Consider the following 16,374-nt stretch of genomic DNA (forward strand, 5'->3'; position numbering starts at 1 on the left):
CCGGACCTATGTCCTTATGTCCATAGGTCCGGATCGCGGCAAGCTTGACGTAGCGCGTGCTTCTTGAAATCCCCAGCGTTCTGGCGGCCTTTGAAAGGTTGCCGCGCGCATCGTTGATGGCGGCGCGTATCGCCTGCCGCTCCAGATCGTCGAGGCGGCCAGACGCTACGACATCGCCGATCCCACCGGTCCCGCCAGTAGTTCGGTGAGCGTGGTCGAATCCTCCAGGTCATCCAGCGACAGCAGGCAATCCTCGATGGCGCGTTGGCGCTGCGCGGTTAGCAGGCCGTCGGTGAGTCGTCGGTACTTGGCCACCACCTGCTCGCGGCTCATCGGATGCAGGGCGGACTTGGGGGCCGGTTGTTCGGCCAGCAACTCGGTGCCGTCACGCAGGCGAATGCGCAGGCGGGTCCGGCCACGGCCAAGCGCGCCGGCCTGGTCGAATCCGGCGTCGTGGTGCGCGCGAATCCGTGGAATGAGTGCCCACACGTCATCGCGGTCGATGCGTTCGGGCGCGAACTGTCGCACCATGGCTTCGCCATCCAGCAGCGTCACCGCAAGCGCGTAGGCGATGTTCATCTGGGCGGCAATCGGGGTGATTGGCCGCGCGAGGTCCCACCAGCCGTGGTGATAGACGGCGTGGGACAGGTCGACGTCGATGCGCTCGACATCCTCGGCGCGGAACCGGTGCGTGGCGACGAGATCGAGGAGGCCATCGATGCCTGCGTGCAGCCCGCCCATCGCCGCATGGGCCTTGAGCACGAAGCGGGGCGTTTCCCAGTGGTCGCCGAGTCCGTGCGCGATCTGTGTGGCATCGGGGTTGTGCCCCTCGCCAAAGGTCGAGAGAAAGCCACCGTACTCGCGCTCGAAAACGCGCTGGATACCGCTGTAGCCGCTGGCCGCCAGATGGGCTGCGTAGAGTCCGTTACGCGCGGCAAAGCCGTGGTGCATACGTTTCGACATCGCTTCATATTGCGCGGCCATCAGGCCGGCGGACTGCGTTGCCGCCAGTCCAAGGGCGTCTTCGAAGCCCGCGGCGTCCAGTTGTAGCAGCAAGCCCACGGCCGCAGCCGCCGCATGCGTGCCGAACACCGGACCGGAATGCCATCCACGCGACAACATTTGGCCACCGTGCAGGGCCAGGCCGACGCGCGGACCCACCTCGAAGCCGGCGATCGCCGCCGCCAGCATCCGATCGCCACGGATGCCGCCAAGTCTTTCCGCCGTGGCGAGTAGCGAAGGCAGGATCAGTGACGCGCTATGCAGCGGCGCCAGCGGATGGAAGTCGTCGAGTTCGAACCCCTGGATGAAGGTGCCATTGAGCAAGGCGGCCACCGGAGCGGTCGCCTTGCGACCCCATCCAATAATGCTGCACGGCCCTTCGGCTTCGAGGGCCATGACCGATTCGACCGCGGTGCGGGACCACGGCAGCTGGGCGCCAACCAGCGCGCAACCCACGCCGTCCAGCAGCAGCAATCTGGCCCGTTCGCGCACGGTGTCAGGCACCGCGCTCAAGTCGAAGTTGGCCAGCCAGGTAGCCAGTTGACCGGTTGGGCCGGAGGGATCGCTGGCCTGTCGTCGAGCCTGTTCGCTCATGCTGTTCTCCATGTTTTCAGATACGTTCGAAAATGCCATCCAGACGGCCGCGGGCGAGGACCGATCGGTCAAGCTGCGCCAGCACTTCGGGCAGCGTCGGCGGTTTGTCGAAATGCAGTTTCCCGTTGAGTGCCAGCAACTGGAAGGAGTAGCGATGGGGGCCGTGGCCGGGTAGGGCTCTCGGGCCGGCATAGGCGGTTTTGCCGAAGCTGTTGCGGCCCAGCACGGCATGGATGCTTGCCGGTGGATTGAAGGCGGCCTCCGGCAGGCCGGGCAGGTTGGGGTCGATGCCGGTGGCGATCATGTGCACGAATGGGCGTGGCAAGGGCGCATCGGCATCTTCGATGATCAGCACCAGTTCCTCGGTCTCCGAAGGCAAGCCGCGCCACGCGAGTGCGGGCGAGCGATTCTCGCCGACGCCCTTGCCGGCGTGCGCGACCGGAATCGTTTGCCCGGCGCCGAAGCTGCCGCTGCTGAGTTCCAGCAGAGCGGGGGCAGAGGCAACGGCCGGGTGATGCCAGGCAAGGCGTTGCTCTCCGGCCCTTCGTCCTTTCAGGAGACGTCCCAGCAGGCGGCTCAGCATGATTTGACTCCGCTATCGGCGTTGGCTTCGGACAGGTTCCATACCCAGGGCCGGCGCTGACGGTCGGCGTCCTGCCAGGCACGGATCAGGTTGTCTTCGAGCAGCGTGCCCCCGATCTCGTCGAGGCCCTGTAGGAGCATCTCCCGGCGGAGTGGGTCGATATCGAAGCTCCAGCGGCGATCGCCGGCTTCGACCACCTTGTGCTGGAGATCCACCTTGAACGGGATGGCATGGCGCGCGAGGTTCATCAGTTCGCTGACCAGCGCCTCGTCGAGAATCAAGGGCAGGATGCCGTTCTGGAAGCAGTTGTTGTAGAAGATGCTGCCGAAGCTTGGCGCGATGATGCACCGATAGCCCATCGACTGCAGCGCCCAGACGGCGCTCTCGCGCGACGAGCCGCAGCCGAAATTGGCGCCGCTGACAAGAATCGGCGCGCCGGAGAACTCGGGCAGGGCCGGAAGGAATGTCGGATCGGGGCTGCCATCGGCCAGGTAACGAATCGCCTCGAAGGCGTGCACGCCGAGTTGGTCCCTGGGTACGGTGGTGAGGCGATCGATGCGGATGATGACATCGGTATCGAGGTTGGCGCGGGGCAACGGCGCCGCAAGGCCAGCAAGTGTATGGAACGGTTGCATCTCAGAAGCTCCGAATGTCGGTCAACACCCCAGTGATCGCCGCGGCCGCTGCCATGGCCGGGCTGGCCAGATGCGTGCGGGCGCCCGGTCCCTGACGGCCGACGAAATTGCGGTTCGAGGTGGAGACCGCTCGCGCACCCGGAGGCACCTGTTCACCGTTGGCCGCCACGCACATGCTGCAGCCGGGCTCCCGCCACTGGAATCCAGCATCTTCGAAGACGCGATCCAGCCCTTCGGCCTCGGCGGCGCGCTTGACCAGTTCGGAGCCGGGCACCACCCAGGCCGTCACGCCGGCGGCTACGCTGCGGCCACGCACGACGTGTGCTGCATCGCGCAGATCGGATAGCCGGGAGTTGGCGCAAGAGCCAATGAAAACCCAGTCGACCGGCGTGCCTGCCAACGCCTGTCCGGTCTCTAGCCCCATGTACGCCTGCGCTGCGCGCCATTCCTCCGCTACGGCCGGGCTTGGGGCATCGTCCGGGTGGGGCACGCACTGGTCGATGGCGACTGCCTGGTCCGGACTGGTGCCCCACGTAATCACCGGACGCACGGCTTCGGCAACGATGCGTTCTTCTCGATCGAACATGGCGTCCGCGTCGCCGGCCAGGGACCGCCAAGTCTCGACGGCACGCTCGAACAACTCGCCCTTTGGGGCGAAAGGCCGGCCGCGCAGGTAGTCGAACGTGGCGTCGTCCGGTGCGACCATGGCGAATTTGGCGCCCAGCTCCACCGCGAGGTTGCACAAGGTCAGCCGGCCCTCGATCGGCATGGCTTCGATCGCCGGTCCGGCGAACTCCACGGCGTGGCCGACGCCGGCGGATGCGCCGAGTGTTGCGATGATATGCAGGGCCAGGTCTTTCGGTGTCACGCCCCTGGGCAGTCGTCCATCGACACGCACGCGCATACGCCGCGGCTTTTGTTGGCGCAGCGTCTGTGTGGCCAATACATGCACGATTTCGGACGAGCCGATACCGAAGGCCAGCGAGCCAAGGCCGCCGTTCGTACACGTATGGCTGTCACCGCAGACCAGGGTCGTGCCGGGGAGCGCGATGCCAAGTTCGGGCGCCATGACGTGAACGATGCCTTGACCCGGCTGGCCGAGATCGAACAGACGAATGCGGCCCTTTTCGCTCCCCTGTTTGAGCCCGGCCCAGAGCATGGCACCAAGTGGATACGTTGTTTCCGTGCGGCCGGGCGCGCTGGAGACGACGTGATCGGGCGTTGCAAAGCACAGTTCCGGGTTGTGCGGCGGCAGCTTGCGCTTGGCGAGCTCCCCCAGGGCAGGCGCGCCGGAGAGATCGTGCAGCAGATGCCGGTCAATGTGCAGTAGCGCCCAGCCGTCACCGAGGTCCTTGATGACATGCGCATCCCAGACCTTGTCAAAATGCGTTCGACCCATGCTTCACTCCTGATGGCTTTGCTGGAAGTGCTGCCGGAGCGCGCTCCATTCGTCGGCACCCAGCCGGCGGAACAGCGCGGCGACGGTCGCGTCCATCCGGGGCGCGGGCATTTGCCCCTCGCGCTGCACGTCCTGCAGCACGGCGTCGCAGGCTTCGATGGTGGCCTTGAGCAGAAGACCGGGAAGGATGACCATGCGATATCCGAGTTCCCCAGCTTCTGCGAATGGCAGCAGCGGCGTGCGTCCGGTGGGGACCAGATTGAGCAGGCAAGGCCCGCTGACTTCGCGCGGGATGGTGGCGACTTCTTCGCGGGTCTGCGGCGCTTCCACGAATGCCATATCGGCGCCGGCCTCGAGTGCGAGGTTCGCGCGGGTGATGGCCTCTTCGAGGCTGACCACGGCGCGCGCATCGGTCCGCGCGATGATCGTGAAGTCCGGGTGCCGCCGCGCGGCCACGGCGGCGCGGATCTTGGCCAGGAACTCGTTTCGTTCCACGATCTCCTTGCCGTCCAGGTGGCCGCAGCGTTTGGAGAAGACCTGGTCCTCGATATGGATGGCCGCGACGTTGCGGGATTCGAACTCGCGCACGGTGCGCGTGACGTTGAGCTCGTTGCCATAGCCGGTGTCGGCATCGGCAATCAGCGGGATGTCCACCGAACGCGCGAGCACGGCGGCGTTCTCGACCATTTCGCTCATGCCGAGCAGGCCAAAGTCCGGGAACCCGCGGGCAGCGGCGGTGCCAGCGCCGGTCATGTACACGGCGCTGAATCCCGCCTGCTGAACGAGGCGGGCGGTCAGGCCGTCATAAGCGCCCGGTGCGACCACGATTTCCGGTCGGGCGAGCAGTTGGCGCAGCTTGGTGGCAGCGTTCATCGAGGTCTCCTGGCTTGATTTGAGGATGATGCGAAGGGTTTGGTCACTGACTGATTTCCTCGAGCGAGAGGCCGGAGGTACGCGGTCCGAGCAGGCCGATACTCAGGGCCACCAGCAGCATGCAGGCGACGATGAGCCCCACCGCGCCGGGCACACCCGCGTGCTTCAGGGATGCGGCGATGAGAAATCCGCTCAATGCGCCGGAGACACGGCTCACGGCATAAACGAAGCCGATCGCCTTGGCGCGGTGGCGCGTCGGATACAGCTCGGCCTGGTACGAGTGGAAGCCCAGCGAAATCATGGTTCCCCCGAGTGTCAGCAGCGCGCCCGTCATCAGGATGGCGACCCCGCTGTTCAGGTTCACGAACATCGTGCCTGCGCCGGCCATTACCAGCGCGGAGACCACGATCAGGGTCTTGCGCTCGACACGATCGACGAAGGCCACCGCCAGCAGCGGGCCAAGCGGTGCGACGAGGGAGACCATCAATCCGTACTCGAGGCTCGAGGAAAGCCCCACGCCACGCTGCACCAGGAACGTGGGCATCCAGTTCGAAAAGCCATAGAGACCAATGGCCTGGGCGGCGTGGAACAGTACGAGCATGACCGTCCGGCGTCGGTATGGCGCGCGCCAGATCTCGCGGAAGGAGGCCGGTTTGCCAACGGGCACCTCGCGCGGAGGAAGAGGTGCCGGCAAGGGACGGCCACTCTGCTGGCGGGCTTTTGCTTCCAGTTGCTCGACCACTGCCGTGGCCTGCTGCAATCGGCCATGGCTGGCCAGCCAGCGAGGACTTTCCGGCAGGCCCAGGCGCAACAGCCAGACGAACAGTGCTCCGACGCCGCCCATAAGCACCACCACGCGCCAGCCGTCGAGACCCAGCACGGTGCGCGGCACGAACCACCAGGCCATCAGCGCGACCGAGGGCACGGCAAGGTAGGAAATCACCGCGCTCACCGCAAACGCGCGGCCACGGATGCGCGCCGGCACGAGTTCGCTCAGGTAGGCGTCGATGGTGACCAGCTCCACGCCGAGGCCGATGCCCGTCATCAACCGCCAGAAGTTCAGCCAGGCCGCGTCGTGCTGGAACGCCATGCATACCGCCGACGCCGAATACCAGAGCAGGGCGACGGTGAATACCGAGCGCCGCCCAAGCCGATCGGCAATCGACCCGAATGCCAGTACGCCGATCAGGAGGCCAAGGAACGTCGCGGCGATATAGCTCGCCGCGCCGTCGAGGGCGAAGAAGCCTTCCGTGGTCGCGCTGAGCACGCCGCTGTGGATGATCCCTGGCAGCACATAGGCCGTGGAGAAGAGCTCATAGAACTCGAAGTAGGCCCCCAGCGAGAGCAGCAGGACCAGGCTCCAGGTGCTGCGCGTGGCCGGAAGGCGGTCTATCCGTGCGGCCAGTTCGCCGGCACTGATGCGTGCGGGGGCGGCCTGCGATGCCGCGGACAGCGTCCGATCAGTCATGTTGTCTCCGTCTTATCTGTACGGACTTGGCATGCGCTGCCTCATCCGCAATTAATGTTGTTATATTATTATGATGTCATAGGTACGGCACAGCAAGGGGAATTTCAGATAAGCTCCGGACAGACAGGAGGGATTCGCCACAAATGACTTCGGATGTGATGCATAGCGCGCTAAAACGCAGCCCGGGCACGTCGTTGCACCGGCAGATGTTCACGGTCCTGCGCGATCAGATCGTGCGCGGCCAGTACCGCGCCGGCGCGATGATTCCGAAGGAGGAAGAGCTTTGCGCCATGTTTGGCGTTTCGCGCATCACCGTGCGGCGCGCATTGGCCGATCTGGAAGCGGAAGGGCTGGTCGAAAAGCGCCAGGGCAAGGGCACGTTCGTTCGCCTTGAACTGCCGGCGATGCGCCCGATGGCCACGCTTGGGTATCTCGAATCGCTACGTCAGATTTCGGATGAAACGACGGTCGAAGTGCTGGACTTCGAACGCCCGCTGGCGGCAGGGGATATCGCGCAGCTATTGGGGATCGAGGAGGCGTCGCCGCTGCTGCATGTGACGCGCCTGCGCCGCAAGGCCGCGGTGCCCGTGATGATTACCGAGACATGGGTGCCGGAGGCGTATATCGGAGAGATCAACCAGTCGGATCTGGAAACAGAGCCGCTGTTCGAACTGCTGATGAAGCGGGGCATCCGGTTTGGGCGCGTGGCGCAGGAGTTCACCGCCATCGCTGCGTCGCCAGCGCAGGCGCGGCTGCTGCAGGTACCCCCGGGCCAGCCGCTGATCGGTATCAACCGGCTGATCTATGACGATCAGCAGCACCCCGTGCAATACCTTGTGGTCGTGATGTCGCCGGAGCGCAGCAGGGTGCTGATGGATATCGCGGTCGGGGCCATGAATACGCCGGCGACCGGAAGCATCGTCCACGACGCCGCCGCCTAGCCGCCTGGCCGCCTGGTCCGGCGGCGGCGTTGTGGCAGTCGAGGGGACTACGCCAACCTTACTGCGCGTCGAGCTGGCGGCGCGCGCGGCGCGAATAGTAGGCGAAGGTCGCTTCGAATCGCTTCTGCGTGCTGACCCAGCGTTGAGCCTCGCGACCGAGTTCGGGCGGAATCGGCTGGATCTCCCCGGCGGCCATCGCCAGCAGTTGCAGGCGAGCGGCGCGCTCGAACATCACGCCCAGCACACAGGCTTCTTCCACCGACGCGCCCGCTACCAGCAGGCCGTGGTGCGACAGCAGAATCGCCTTCTTGTCGCCCAGGGCGCCCGCGATGAGTTCGCCCTCTTCATTGCCGACTGGAATGCCAGGCCATTTTTCCAGGAACGCGGTCTGGTCGTACAGCACGCACGTGTCCATATGCGAGATAGTCAGCGGCACTTCCAGCATGGCAAGCGCGGAAGCGTGCGGCGCGTGAGAGTGAACGATGCAGTTCAGATCGGGGCGCGCGCGATAGAGCCATGAATGGAAGCGATTGGCGGGGTTTGGCATCCCGTTCCCCGAAATCACTTCGAGGTCCTCATTGACGAGCAGGAGGTTGTCCGCCGTGATTTCGTCGAAGCCAAGACCCAGGCGTTGCGTGTAGTACGTGCCCGGTTGTTCCGCCCGCGCCGTGATCTGGCCGGAGAGCACGGAATCGTGCCCGAACGTGAACAGGATCCGGCAGGTCTCGGCGACCGCTTCGCGCAGCGGCATCCTGTCCGCGCGGAGTTCGGTCTGCATTTTTTCGAGCGAAGACGCGACGATTTCGCTCTTGCTCAACTGCATGGTATTGGCCATGTTGTGTCCTTCAGGGATGTGCTGGAGTCGGGATAGGAGGTGGCTTTACTTGTTGCCTGCGCCAAGCAGGGCAGACCATCGCTGATTCTCGTCGCTGATCAGCTTGCGGAATTGTTCGGGTGATGACGCGGCGGGCTCGGTCCCTTGCGCGATAAGCGTTGCCTTGAACTTCGGATCGGCAGCCACCTTCGCCACGGCGGCATTGAGTTTTTTCACGATGGCCGGATCAAGTCCCGCGGGTCCGATCAGGCCGGCAACGGAGCCGGATACCAGTGATGGAAAGCCAAGCTCTGCTGTGGAGGGTACCTGCGGCGCGGTGGAGAGCCGGTGCGGGCTTGCCACGGCCAGCGCGCGGAGCTTGCCGGACGTCACGAACGGCATCACCTGGGGCGTGGCTTCAAACGTCATGTTGACCTGGCCCGATACGACGTTGGTGACGGATTCCGCGCCGCTCTTGAATGGCACATGCAGGAATTCGACCTTCGCCACGTCCTGGAAAATGCGCATTCCCTGATAGGGCGCGCTCCCCACGCCGGCGGTGCCGACGCTGATGGCATCGGGCTTGCGCTGAGCGAGCTTGATCAGTGCGGGCAGAGTGTTAGCCGGAACATCCGCGCCAACCACGACGAGGAATGGCGTGGACCCCACGAGCGAGATGTAGGTGAAATCCTTCGCGCTATCGAAGTTGACCTTGACGTCCGTATGCGGATTGACGGCCAGCACGCCAACGGTGGCAAACATCAGCGTGTAGCCATCGGGGCGCGCGCGCCGCACGAAGTCGGCCGCGATGTTGCCGCCGGCGCCGGGCCGATTCTCTACCACCACCGACTGGCCAAGCTGCTCGGAGAGCGCCTTGCCCGTCGCTCGCGCGATAAGGTCGGTAATGCCACCGGCGCCAAACGGCACGACCAGGGTGATTGGCTTGTCGGGGTATCCGGTGGCATTGGCGGTGAACGGGATACTCAGCAGCATGGCGGCAGCCAGGCTAGCCATGGACGACAGGCTACGGCGGCGGTGGGGGCAGGTAGGGCGGGTGGGACGCACTTGCATTCTCCTTTAGGGGGCATATTGGAAACAAGTGTGTCTAGCATGACACCAAAGTGTCCTTAGTGCAACCGAGTTGCCGGGTGGGTCCATCGGGCCGTAAAATCGCGGACCGATGGATGCGCCGGTTCAGGCGCGCACAAACCTCGATTCCGGGATGAGCAAAAAGCAAAAAGTGGAACCCGTGGCGGCCGAGCCGAGCATTGCCGAGCGGCTGGCCGAGCTGCGCAAACTCAACGGCCTGACGCTCGAAGAACTGGCGCAACGCGCGTCACTGACCAAGAGCTACCTGTCCAAGCTGGAGCGGGGACTGTCGTCGCCGACCATTGGCACTGTGCTCAAGCTGGCCGATGCGCTGGGCGTGACGGTGGATCAGCTCATCACGCGGTCGTCGCGTGCCAACGAGATTCTTCACATCCGGGCGGCGGACCGGATTCCCTTCAGCCCGTCCACGGAGCGCCTTGGCTATACCTACGAGGCCATTGCGACCGAACGGCCCGACAAGGCGATGCAGCCGTTCATCATGGTGCCGCCGTTCACGCTGGAGGAAGACCAGCCCATGGCGAGCCATGCGGGAGAGGAACTGATCTTCGTCGTCTCGGGCGAAATGGAAGTCCTGTTCGACGACCGTACCGTGCGCATGAGCGCTGGCGATTCGCTGTATTTCAACGCTTCCATTCCGCACCGGTCACGTTCGCTGGGGCGGATTCAGGCACAGGCCCTGGTGGTCGTCAGCGATCGCAAGAAGGCGTGACGCGAGGGCGAACCCTCGCGGAGGCTGACTCTCGCTCCAGGCAACAACGGATCACGTAGTTCTGCAATTCACTTGCCGCGCCGTACCTCTGGCCCTATGATTCCATGACACAGTGTGTCATATAGGAAATTTCAAGGGTATGGAGGAAACCGTGAGTCAGACCTCAGACCGCAGCGTCGGAGCCACTGCGCCGTCGTGGCGTGGTGTCGTCCGCTTTCTTCACAAAACGCCAAGGGCCTTCCTGCCGATGCTGCCCTTTCCGGAGATCACCCTCGTCGCTGGCAAGGGCATCGAAGGGGATCGCTACATGATCGGCAACGAGGCGGGGTTCTACTCTCACAAGCCCGAAGAGGGCCGGCAGGTCACGCTATTCGAACTGGAAACGCTCGAGGCGCTGGCCCGGGATGCCAAGGTCGTGTTGCATCCCGAGGAACACCGCCGGAACGTCACGGTAGAGGGCGTGCCCCTCAATCACCTCGTGGGGCGCCGGTTCTGGCTTGGCGACACATTGCTGGAAGCCACTCGCCTGTCCACACCCTGCCGTCATCTGGAGGAAATCCTGGGCAAGGCTGTCTTCGATCCGCTCGTTCATCGCTCGGGTCTCAACTGCAAGATACTCAGCGGTGGTGTGGTCCGTATTGGCGATGTAGTGAGGCCAGCCTGATGGCGGCCCGGCCCATCAAGACCGTCTCGGTGGTGGTGTCCGCCATCGACGAGCCACTGCCCGGCGTCAAGCGGTTCGTCCTCAGCGACCAGGACCACTGGCCATTGCCGCCTTTCACCCCCGGCGCGCATATCGACCTGCATCTCGGAGGCGGCCTGGTGCGCACGTACTCGCTGTGCAACGCGCCTTCGGACAGGAACCGGTATGTCATCGCCGTGAAGCACGAGGTGGCGGGGCGAGGGGGATCGGCCTTCGTGCACGAGCGGCTCGATGTCGGGGCGTCGATCGGGGTGTCGCTGCCCAGAGGTGGCATCCGCACCACGGACACGGGGATGAACGTCTTCATCGCAGGCGGGATAGGTGTGACGCCGTTTATCTCGACGATCCGCGATCTCGAACTGCGGGGTCAGACAAACTACGTGCTGCACTGGTCCAGCGCGGGGGCGCCATCGCTCGTCGACATGCTGGGCGACGCCATCGCGGCGGGCAGGGTCCGGCTTTACGACACGCGCGTCGAATCCGCGCCGGATATGGAAGCGATTCTGAATGCGTGCGGTGAGAATGCCAAAGCCTACTGCTGCGGTCCGATGAGGATGCTTGACGCCTTCGAGCGGATCGTCGAAGGCTGGCCGGACGCCCGCAAGCACATCGAGCGCTTCACGCCGCCCAAACTGGTGGACGATACCGACGCGGTGCCCTATACCGTGGTGCTGGCAAGGAGCGGGAAGGAGGCGATCGTCGAGCCAAATGTCGGGCTGGTCGGAACGCTGGAGGCACTTGGGGCGGACGTGTCCGTGTCTTGCGGAGGCGGCGTTTGTGGCGCGTGCAGGACGACCTGGCTGGAAGGGCCGCCGATCCATCGGGACCGGGTCCTGTCGCCGGAGGAGCGCGCCCAGGACGTCATGGTCTGTGTGGCCGGATGCGCGGGGTCACGTCTGGTGCTGGATCTGTAGGGGCTGCCGCTTCGCCCCTGGGCCTGAGCCTGTGCATGGTTTCGGTTTTCGCCGGATCCCACTCCGTCCTGTGTCGTGATAGCATTTGTCCTATGACAATGCTGCGGCGGGAGTGGCATGTCCGCTCACCGCTGATATCCCGATATGCGCCGAGGCCCGGGCCATGCACACAGATTCCCCTGATTCCGCACATCCGACGCAGCCGCTCCACGACCTGCACAACCGCTGGCCACAGGCCGAGTCCGTGGAGGACTTCCGTCACAACCTCGTGGCGGTTCATGCGCGCATCGCGGCGGCCTGTCACCGCGTTGGCCGCGATCCTGCCAGTGTGCGGCTGTTGCCCGTCAGCAAGACCAAGCCGGAGGCGAGCATTCGTCTGGCCCATGCGGCCGGCTGCCGTCTGCTCGGCGAAAACAAGCCGCAGGAGGCCTACCGAAAGTGGGAGGCGCTGGCGGATCTGGAAGACCTGCAGTGGTCAGTGATTGGCCATCTTCAAACCAACAAGGCCAAGCTCGTGGCGCGTTTCGCCACCGAGTTCCAGGCGCTGGACAGCCTGCGCGTGGCCGAGGCACTGGACCGACGTCTGCAGATCGAGGGCAGGGCGCTCGATGTGTTCGTGCAGGTCAACACGTCCGGCGAGGTGAGCAAATTTGGTCTGCATCCCGATGAAGTGCCGGACTTTCTGCGCGCGCTGCCTGCGTTCTCCGGCTTGCGCGTGCGCGGGCTCATGACGCTGGCGCTGCTGTCGGCGGAAGCCGGGCGGGTACGCCAGTGCTTCGTGCTGCTGCGCGAGCTTCGCGAGCGGCTACGGCGGGATGCGCCCGTCGGCATCGGGCTCGATGAGCTTTCGATGGGTATGTCCGGGGATTTCGAGATTGCCATCGAGGAAGGCGCCACGGTCGTGCGCGTCGGTCAGGCGATCTTTGGCGCCAGATCAACGCCCGATAGCTTTTACTGGCCAGAGGCGGAAGGGGGCGACTCTACATTGAGCGCTGCTCACTCCGGCCTTCAAGACGAACGTTGATGGGACACGCTGCATTGCATCGCAAGGAAATGAGCCATGTCTGGTGAGACAGATACCGGGGACGCGCTGCGCCCCCTCTTCATGGACGTTGTGTCCGTACAGTCGCAGGTGGTCTATGGCCATGTTGGCAACAACGTGGCGTTGCCAACGCTGCGCGCGCATGGCCTGAACGTGGCCGCCGTGCCGACGGTCATGTTCAGCAACACCCCTCACTACCCGACGCTGCACGGTGGGGCGCTACCCATCGACTGGTTCGGGGGATACCTAAGCGACCTGTCGGCCCGTGGCGCGCTCCAGCGCCTGAAAGCCATTCTGGTTGGCTATCTCGGCAATCCGGAGCAGGTGGCCGTGCTATCCCGCTGGATCAATCAGGTGCTGGCCGAGCACCCGGATGTGCAGGTGATCGTCGACCCGGTGATCGGTGACCATGACACCGGGATCTATGTCGCGGATGGCATGGTCGAGGCCGTGCGCGAGCTGCTTCTGCCGCTGGCACATGGACTCACGCCGAACGATTTCGAACTCGGGCATCTGAGTGGCCGTTCCGCCGACAGCGTCGAGCAGGTCGTCGCCGCCGCACGCAGCCTGCTGACCGATCGCGTGCAATGGATGGTAGTCACCAGCGCGGCCCCCGGCACGTGGGGACACGACGACATGAAACTGCTCATCGTTACCCGGCACGATGCGCAGGTGCTGAGCCATCCCCGCATCGCGGTTTCGCCCAAGGGCACCGGAGACCTGTTCAGCGCGAAGTTGACCGCGCGACTATTGGAAGGAATGCCGCTGGCCGAGGCCGCTGCAAGCGCCAGCGACCACGTGGTGACCGCTCTGGAAGCCACCCGTCGCGCGCAAAGCCTGGAGCTTCAATTGCCATCGAACCCCTGTATCACGCATCGAGAGTGACCCGATGAAGACCTATCGACTCAACATCTGGCGCCATGACAGGCTGCTGGGTCATTTCGATTCCGGCACGCCGTGGGCCGCCGAGGCCGTCAAGGACGTTGCGGGCCGCCTGGGTGCCGCGGATGGCTATCGACTCGAGTTGCTTGTGGCAACGGATGAGCGTCGTGTGGTGGAAAGCGGCCCCGGTGGCGTGCGGGTGCTCGGCATCGAGCCGCTGTTCGTCAAGACCTCCCTGGACGAGCACGTCCAGGGCTGAAATCGGTCAGGTGCGTGGGGCGGTTGTGGGGGGATCGAGGGGCGATTGCGGGGCGATTCAGCCGCGGCTGGCAATTGCCTGACCCAGCCGCACCGGCTGTCCGACCTGCCAGTCCGGATGGTATTGCCATGCCGATCCCGGCATCAGCAACACGATCGTCGAGCCGAGCTGGAAGTGCCCCATCTCCACACCCTGAAGCAGATCCTTCAGTTGAGGTGCGGAAGCGCCGTCGGCGTAGTGCCACTCCGAGACTTGCCCGGATCGCTTGGGCTCCACCAGGCCATGCCAGACCGTGGCGATGCGCCCGACGATGGCCGCGCCCACGAGCACCAGCGCAAAGACGCCGTGCTGCGGATGCTCGAACCAGCAAACCAGACGCTCATTGATGGCGAGCAGTCCGTCGATGCCTTCAACGATATCGGGCCTGACGGAGTACAGCTTGCCGGGCACATGACGCATGCCCAGCAGGCGCCCCTCGCACGGCATGTGAATCCGGTGGTAGTTGCGGGGGCTCAGATACACCGTGGAAAAGCACCCGCCTTCCAGCTGTTTCGCGAGGGCGGCATCCCCCAGCAACGCGGTGGCGCTATAGGCATGTTGCTTGGCATGGATCATCTGGCCAGCTTCGACGCGCCCAATCTGGCTGATCGTGCCGTCCACCGGGCTGGTCCAGTCCGCCGCAGCGATCGGGCGCGCGCCGGGGCGCAGCGCGCGGATAAAGAACTCGTTGAACGTCGGATAGGTGGCGAGGTCGCTGACCAATGCCTCATCGAGGTCGATCTTGTGCCGGCGCACGAACGTGCGGATCAGGTACTGGGCGAGCCAGGGCTGGCGGCAATCCGCCAGTTGACCTGCGATACGGGTCAGCAGGTGTAGCGGGGCGAGGCGTTGCAGCAGGACCGAGAAGGACATGGAGGCGGGCGTTGGGGCGACCCGGTGCAACGCATCGGGCCGCTGATTGTTTCATGGGGCAGGATTCTAATGTGGAACGATCCCGTTTGTACTGTTTGTACCGTTTCTGCCAGGTGTCGTCGCAAGGTGTCGTTGTTACGGCAGGGAATCACTGTATTGCCACCGTGGTGGCGGCGATCTACCCAAGGCTGCGCCTGATGTCCTGCGCCAGCCGTTCGCATTGCGCAGGTTCGATGGCGGAAATCGTGATGCGCAGGCCCCGCACGCCATCCTGCACGGAGAAAGCGCTCCCTTGCCGGACCAGCCAGCCTTGCCGGGCCAGTGCTAGGGCGATGGCCTGATCGTCGCACTGCAAGGGCACCCAGAGGTTGAAGCCATCGCCCTGCGCCATGTGCCCGATGCCCTGAGCGTCCAGCGCCTGCTCCATCGCCTGCCGGCGTCGGGCGTAGTCGTTCCGGGCCTTGTCGATCAGCCTGATGGTCTCGGGGCGGGTGACGGTGACCTCGACGATGTCCTGCAGAAGGTGGCTGACCCAGCTTGTTCCGGGCGCCAGGCACAAGCGTAGCTGCCGGGATGTGGCCACGTCGCTGGCAACCGCGGCGACGCGAAGATCGGGGCCTAGTGCCTTGGTGAAGGACCGCACCACGGCCCAGCGATAGGTGCTGCGAGGAATCACCGGGTGGTAGGCGGCGCCAGAGAGCAGGGCGAAATGGTCGTCCACGATCACCGGCACATTGGGATGCTTTGCCAGCAATCGCGAGATTGCCCGCGCCCGCTTCTCGCTCAGGCAGCAGCCCGTCGGATTGTGCGCGCGCGGCGTCAGGATGACAGCCTGAGCCCCCTTGGCAAGGGCGCTTGCCAGGCCTTCTGCCTGGATGCCTTCCGCATCCACGGGCACGCCGATCGGCTGCAGTCCGATGGCGCGCAGCATGTTGATGCTGCTCAGGAAGCAGGGATTTTCGACCGCTACCTTGTCCCCAGCCACCAGATACGCGTTGAGCAGCCGCTCGATGGCATCGACGGCGCCATGCGCCAGATTGACTTCGAAAGGCGCGGGGCAGTCGGGCTCGAACCATTTCCGCGCATACGCTTCCAGCCCGGCATTGACAGTGGGTTCGCCATAGAGCCGCGGCTTGTAGGGGCGGCTCTGCAGCGCGGCCGAGATATCCGGCAGCCACTCGATATTCGGATTGCCGCTGGCAAGATCGGTCAGGGGGCTGCCCGCCAGCGTGCCTTCCTGCTCACCCGGCTCGTATTGGTCGCGGATGATCGTGCCAAGCCGCCCCTGCGTCACGGCAATGCCCGCCATGGCGAGGCGCTTGTAGGCCGCGGCCACCGTGTTCCGATTGATGCCCAGTTCCAGGGCCAGGTCGCGTACGGGGGGAAGAGACGTTCCGGGGAGCAGTTGCCGGGACTGCGTCAGGGTGCGTACACAGTCGAAGATCTCCGCGGCGGTCTTGCCGTGTATTTTCATTGGGTGCCAGGACAGTCGATGTGTGCGGGAAAGCCAGGATTCATCTAGCCCGATCCAGTC

At 64.8% G+C, this 16,374-nt stretch carries 17 protein-coding genes and 1 pseudogene; 7 read left to right on the forward strand and 11 right to left on the reverse strand.

Translation table 11 applies throughout. The features are described 5' to 3' along the window. Window positions 1-49: 49 nt before the first annotated feature. The 7 genes and pseudogenes from RN01_RS35045 to RN01_RS03270 form a co-directional block, all read right to left on the reverse strand. Window positions 50-181 (reverse strand): annotated as a pseudogene (locus RN01_RS35045) (helix-turn-helix domain-containing protein); the annotation flags it as partial. Then, window positions 166-1,596: an MmgE/PrpD family protein gene (locus tag RN01_RS03245; protein WP_017513800.1), complete on the reverse strand. Its 1,431-nt coding sequence runs from the start codon at window positions 1,594-1,596 to the stop codon at window positions 166-168. The pseudogene RN01_RS35045 and the gene RN01_RS03245, both read right to left, overlap by 16 nt. A gap of 16 nt (window positions 1,597-1,612) precedes the next feature. Beyond that, window positions 1,613-2,179, reverse strand: a complete 567-nt coding sequence (locus tag RN01_RS03250; RefSeq protein WP_008644275.1) for a YbhB/YbcL family Raf kinase inhibitor-like protein — start codon at window positions 2,177-2,179, stop codon at window positions 1,613-1,615. Then, window positions 2,173-2,814 (reverse strand): 3-isopropylmalate dehydratase small subunit, encoded by a 642-nt coding sequence (leuD, locus tag RN01_RS03255; protein ID WP_024570675.1) that lies wholly within the window; start codon window positions 2,812-2,814, stop codon window positions 2,173-2,175. Before leuD ends, RN01_RS03250 begins: the two co-directional genes overlap by 7 nt. A gap of 1 nt (window position 2,815) precedes the next feature. After that, on the reverse strand, window positions 2,816-4,213 hold the full coding sequence (leuC, locus tag RN01_RS03260; RefSeq protein ID WP_017514812.1) for a 3-isopropylmalate dehydratase large subunit: 1,398 nt from the start codon (window positions 4,211-4,213) through the stop codon (window positions 2,816-2,818). A gap of 3 nt (window positions 4,214-4,216) precedes the next feature. Next, window positions 4,217-5,086 (reverse strand): oxaloacetate decarboxylase, encoded by an 870-nt coding sequence (locus tag RN01_RS03265; protein ID WP_024570676.1) that lies wholly within the window; start codon window positions 5,084-5,086, stop codon window positions 4,217-4,219. 43 nt (window positions 5,087-5,129) lie between these two features. Next, window positions 5,130-6,554, reverse strand: coding sequence for an MFS transporter (locus RN01_RS03270; RefSeq protein WP_024570677.1), 1,425 nt, complete (start codon window positions 6,552-6,554; stop codon window positions 5,130-5,132). A 143-nt stretch (window positions 6,555-6,697) separates the two neighbouring features. Here RN01_RS03270 and RN01_RS03275 point away from each other — a divergent pair, with 143 nt between their 5' ends. After that, complete coding sequence (locus tag RN01_RS03275; RefSeq protein ID WP_024570678.1) at window positions 6,698-7,495, forward strand: GntR family transcriptional regulator; 798 nt, start codon at window positions 6,698-6,700, stop codon at window positions 7,493-7,495. Window positions 7,496-7,553: 58 nt separating this feature from the next. Here RN01_RS03275 and RN01_RS03280 read toward each other — a convergent pair whose 3' ends face one another. Together RN01_RS03280 and RN01_RS03285 are read right to left on the reverse strand one after the other, a co-directional pair. Beyond that, window positions 7,554-8,330: an aldolase gene (locus RN01_RS03280; protein WP_011518603.1), complete on the reverse strand. Its 777-nt coding sequence runs from the start codon at window positions 8,328-8,330 to the stop codon at window positions 7,554-7,556. Between the two features lie 45 nt (window positions 8,331-8,375). Continuing rightward, on the reverse strand, window positions 8,376-9,380 hold the full coding sequence (locus tag RN01_RS03285; protein ID WP_024570679.1) for a tripartite tricarboxylate transporter substrate binding protein: 1,005 nt from the start codon (window positions 9,378-9,380) through the stop codon (window positions 8,376-8,378). A gap of 109 nt (window positions 9,381-9,489) precedes the next feature. On the opposite strand from RN01_RS03285, the gene RN01_RS03290 reads away from it, so the two are divergent. From RN01_RS03290 to RN01_RS03315, 6 genes are all read left to right on the forward strand, one after another. Beyond that, complete coding sequence (locus RN01_RS03290; RefSeq protein WP_011518605.1) at window positions 9,490-10,128, forward strand: helix-turn-helix domain-containing protein; 639 nt, start codon at window positions 9,490-9,492, stop codon at window positions 10,126-10,128. Between the two features lie 151 nt (window positions 10,129-10,279). Next, on the forward strand, window positions 10,280-10,792 hold the full coding sequence (locus RN01_RS03295; protein ID WP_223277413.1) for an MOSC domain-containing protein: 513 nt from the start codon (window positions 10,280-10,282) through the stop codon (window positions 10,790-10,792). After that, complete coding sequence (locus RN01_RS03300; RefSeq protein WP_017513596.1) at window positions 10,792-11,745, forward strand: PDR/VanB family oxidoreductase; 954 nt, start codon at window positions 10,792-10,794, stop codon at window positions 11,743-11,745. Before RN01_RS03295 ends, RN01_RS03300 begins: the two co-directional genes overlap by 1 nt. A 163-nt stretch (window positions 11,746-11,908) precedes the next feature. Beyond that, the gene (locus tag RN01_RS03305; RefSeq protein WP_017513595.1) at window positions 11,909-12,769 is read left to right on the forward strand and encodes a YggS family pyridoxal phosphate-dependent enzyme; all 861 of its coding nucleotides are present in this window, start codon (window positions 11,909-11,911) and stop codon (window positions 12,767-12,769) included. Window positions 12,770-12,805: 36 nt separating this feature from the next. Beyond that, window positions 12,806-13,672, forward strand: a complete 867-nt coding sequence (pdxK, locus tag RN01_RS03310; protein WP_017513594.1) for a pyridoxine/pyridoxal/pyridoxamine kinase — start codon at window positions 12,806-12,808, stop codon at window positions 13,670-13,672. Window positions 13,673-13,676: 4 nt separating this feature from the next. Beyond that, window positions 13,677-13,928: a hypothetical protein gene (locus tag RN01_RS03315; protein WP_008647694.1), complete on the forward strand. Its 252-nt coding sequence runs from the start codon at window positions 13,677-13,679 to the stop codon at window positions 13,926-13,928. A 57-nt stretch (window positions 13,929-13,985) separates the two neighbouring features. On the opposite strand, the gene asd is transcribed toward RN01_RS03315, so the two are convergent. Both asd and ptsJ read right to left on the reverse strand, forming a co-directional pair. Then, window positions 13,986-14,840: an archaetidylserine decarboxylase gene (gene asd, locus RN01_RS03320; RefSeq protein ID WP_011518611.1), complete on the reverse strand. Its 855-nt coding sequence runs from the start codon at window positions 14,838-14,840 to the stop codon at window positions 13,986-13,988. Between the two features lie 178 nt (window positions 14,841-15,018). Next, on the reverse strand, window positions 15,019-16,314 hold the full coding sequence (ptsJ, locus tag RN01_RS03325) for a transcriptional regulator PtsJ (protein WP_017514500.1): 1,296 nt from the start codon (window positions 16,312-16,314) through the stop codon (window positions 15,019-15,021). Between the last annotated feature and the right edge of the window lie 60 nt (window positions 16,315-16,374).

The sequence above is a fragment of the Cupriavidus sp. SHE genome (genome assembly GCF_000812445.1).
Lineage (GTDB): Bacteria > Pseudomonadota > Gammaproteobacteria > Burkholderiales > Burkholderiaceae > Cupriavidus > Cupriavidus metallidurans.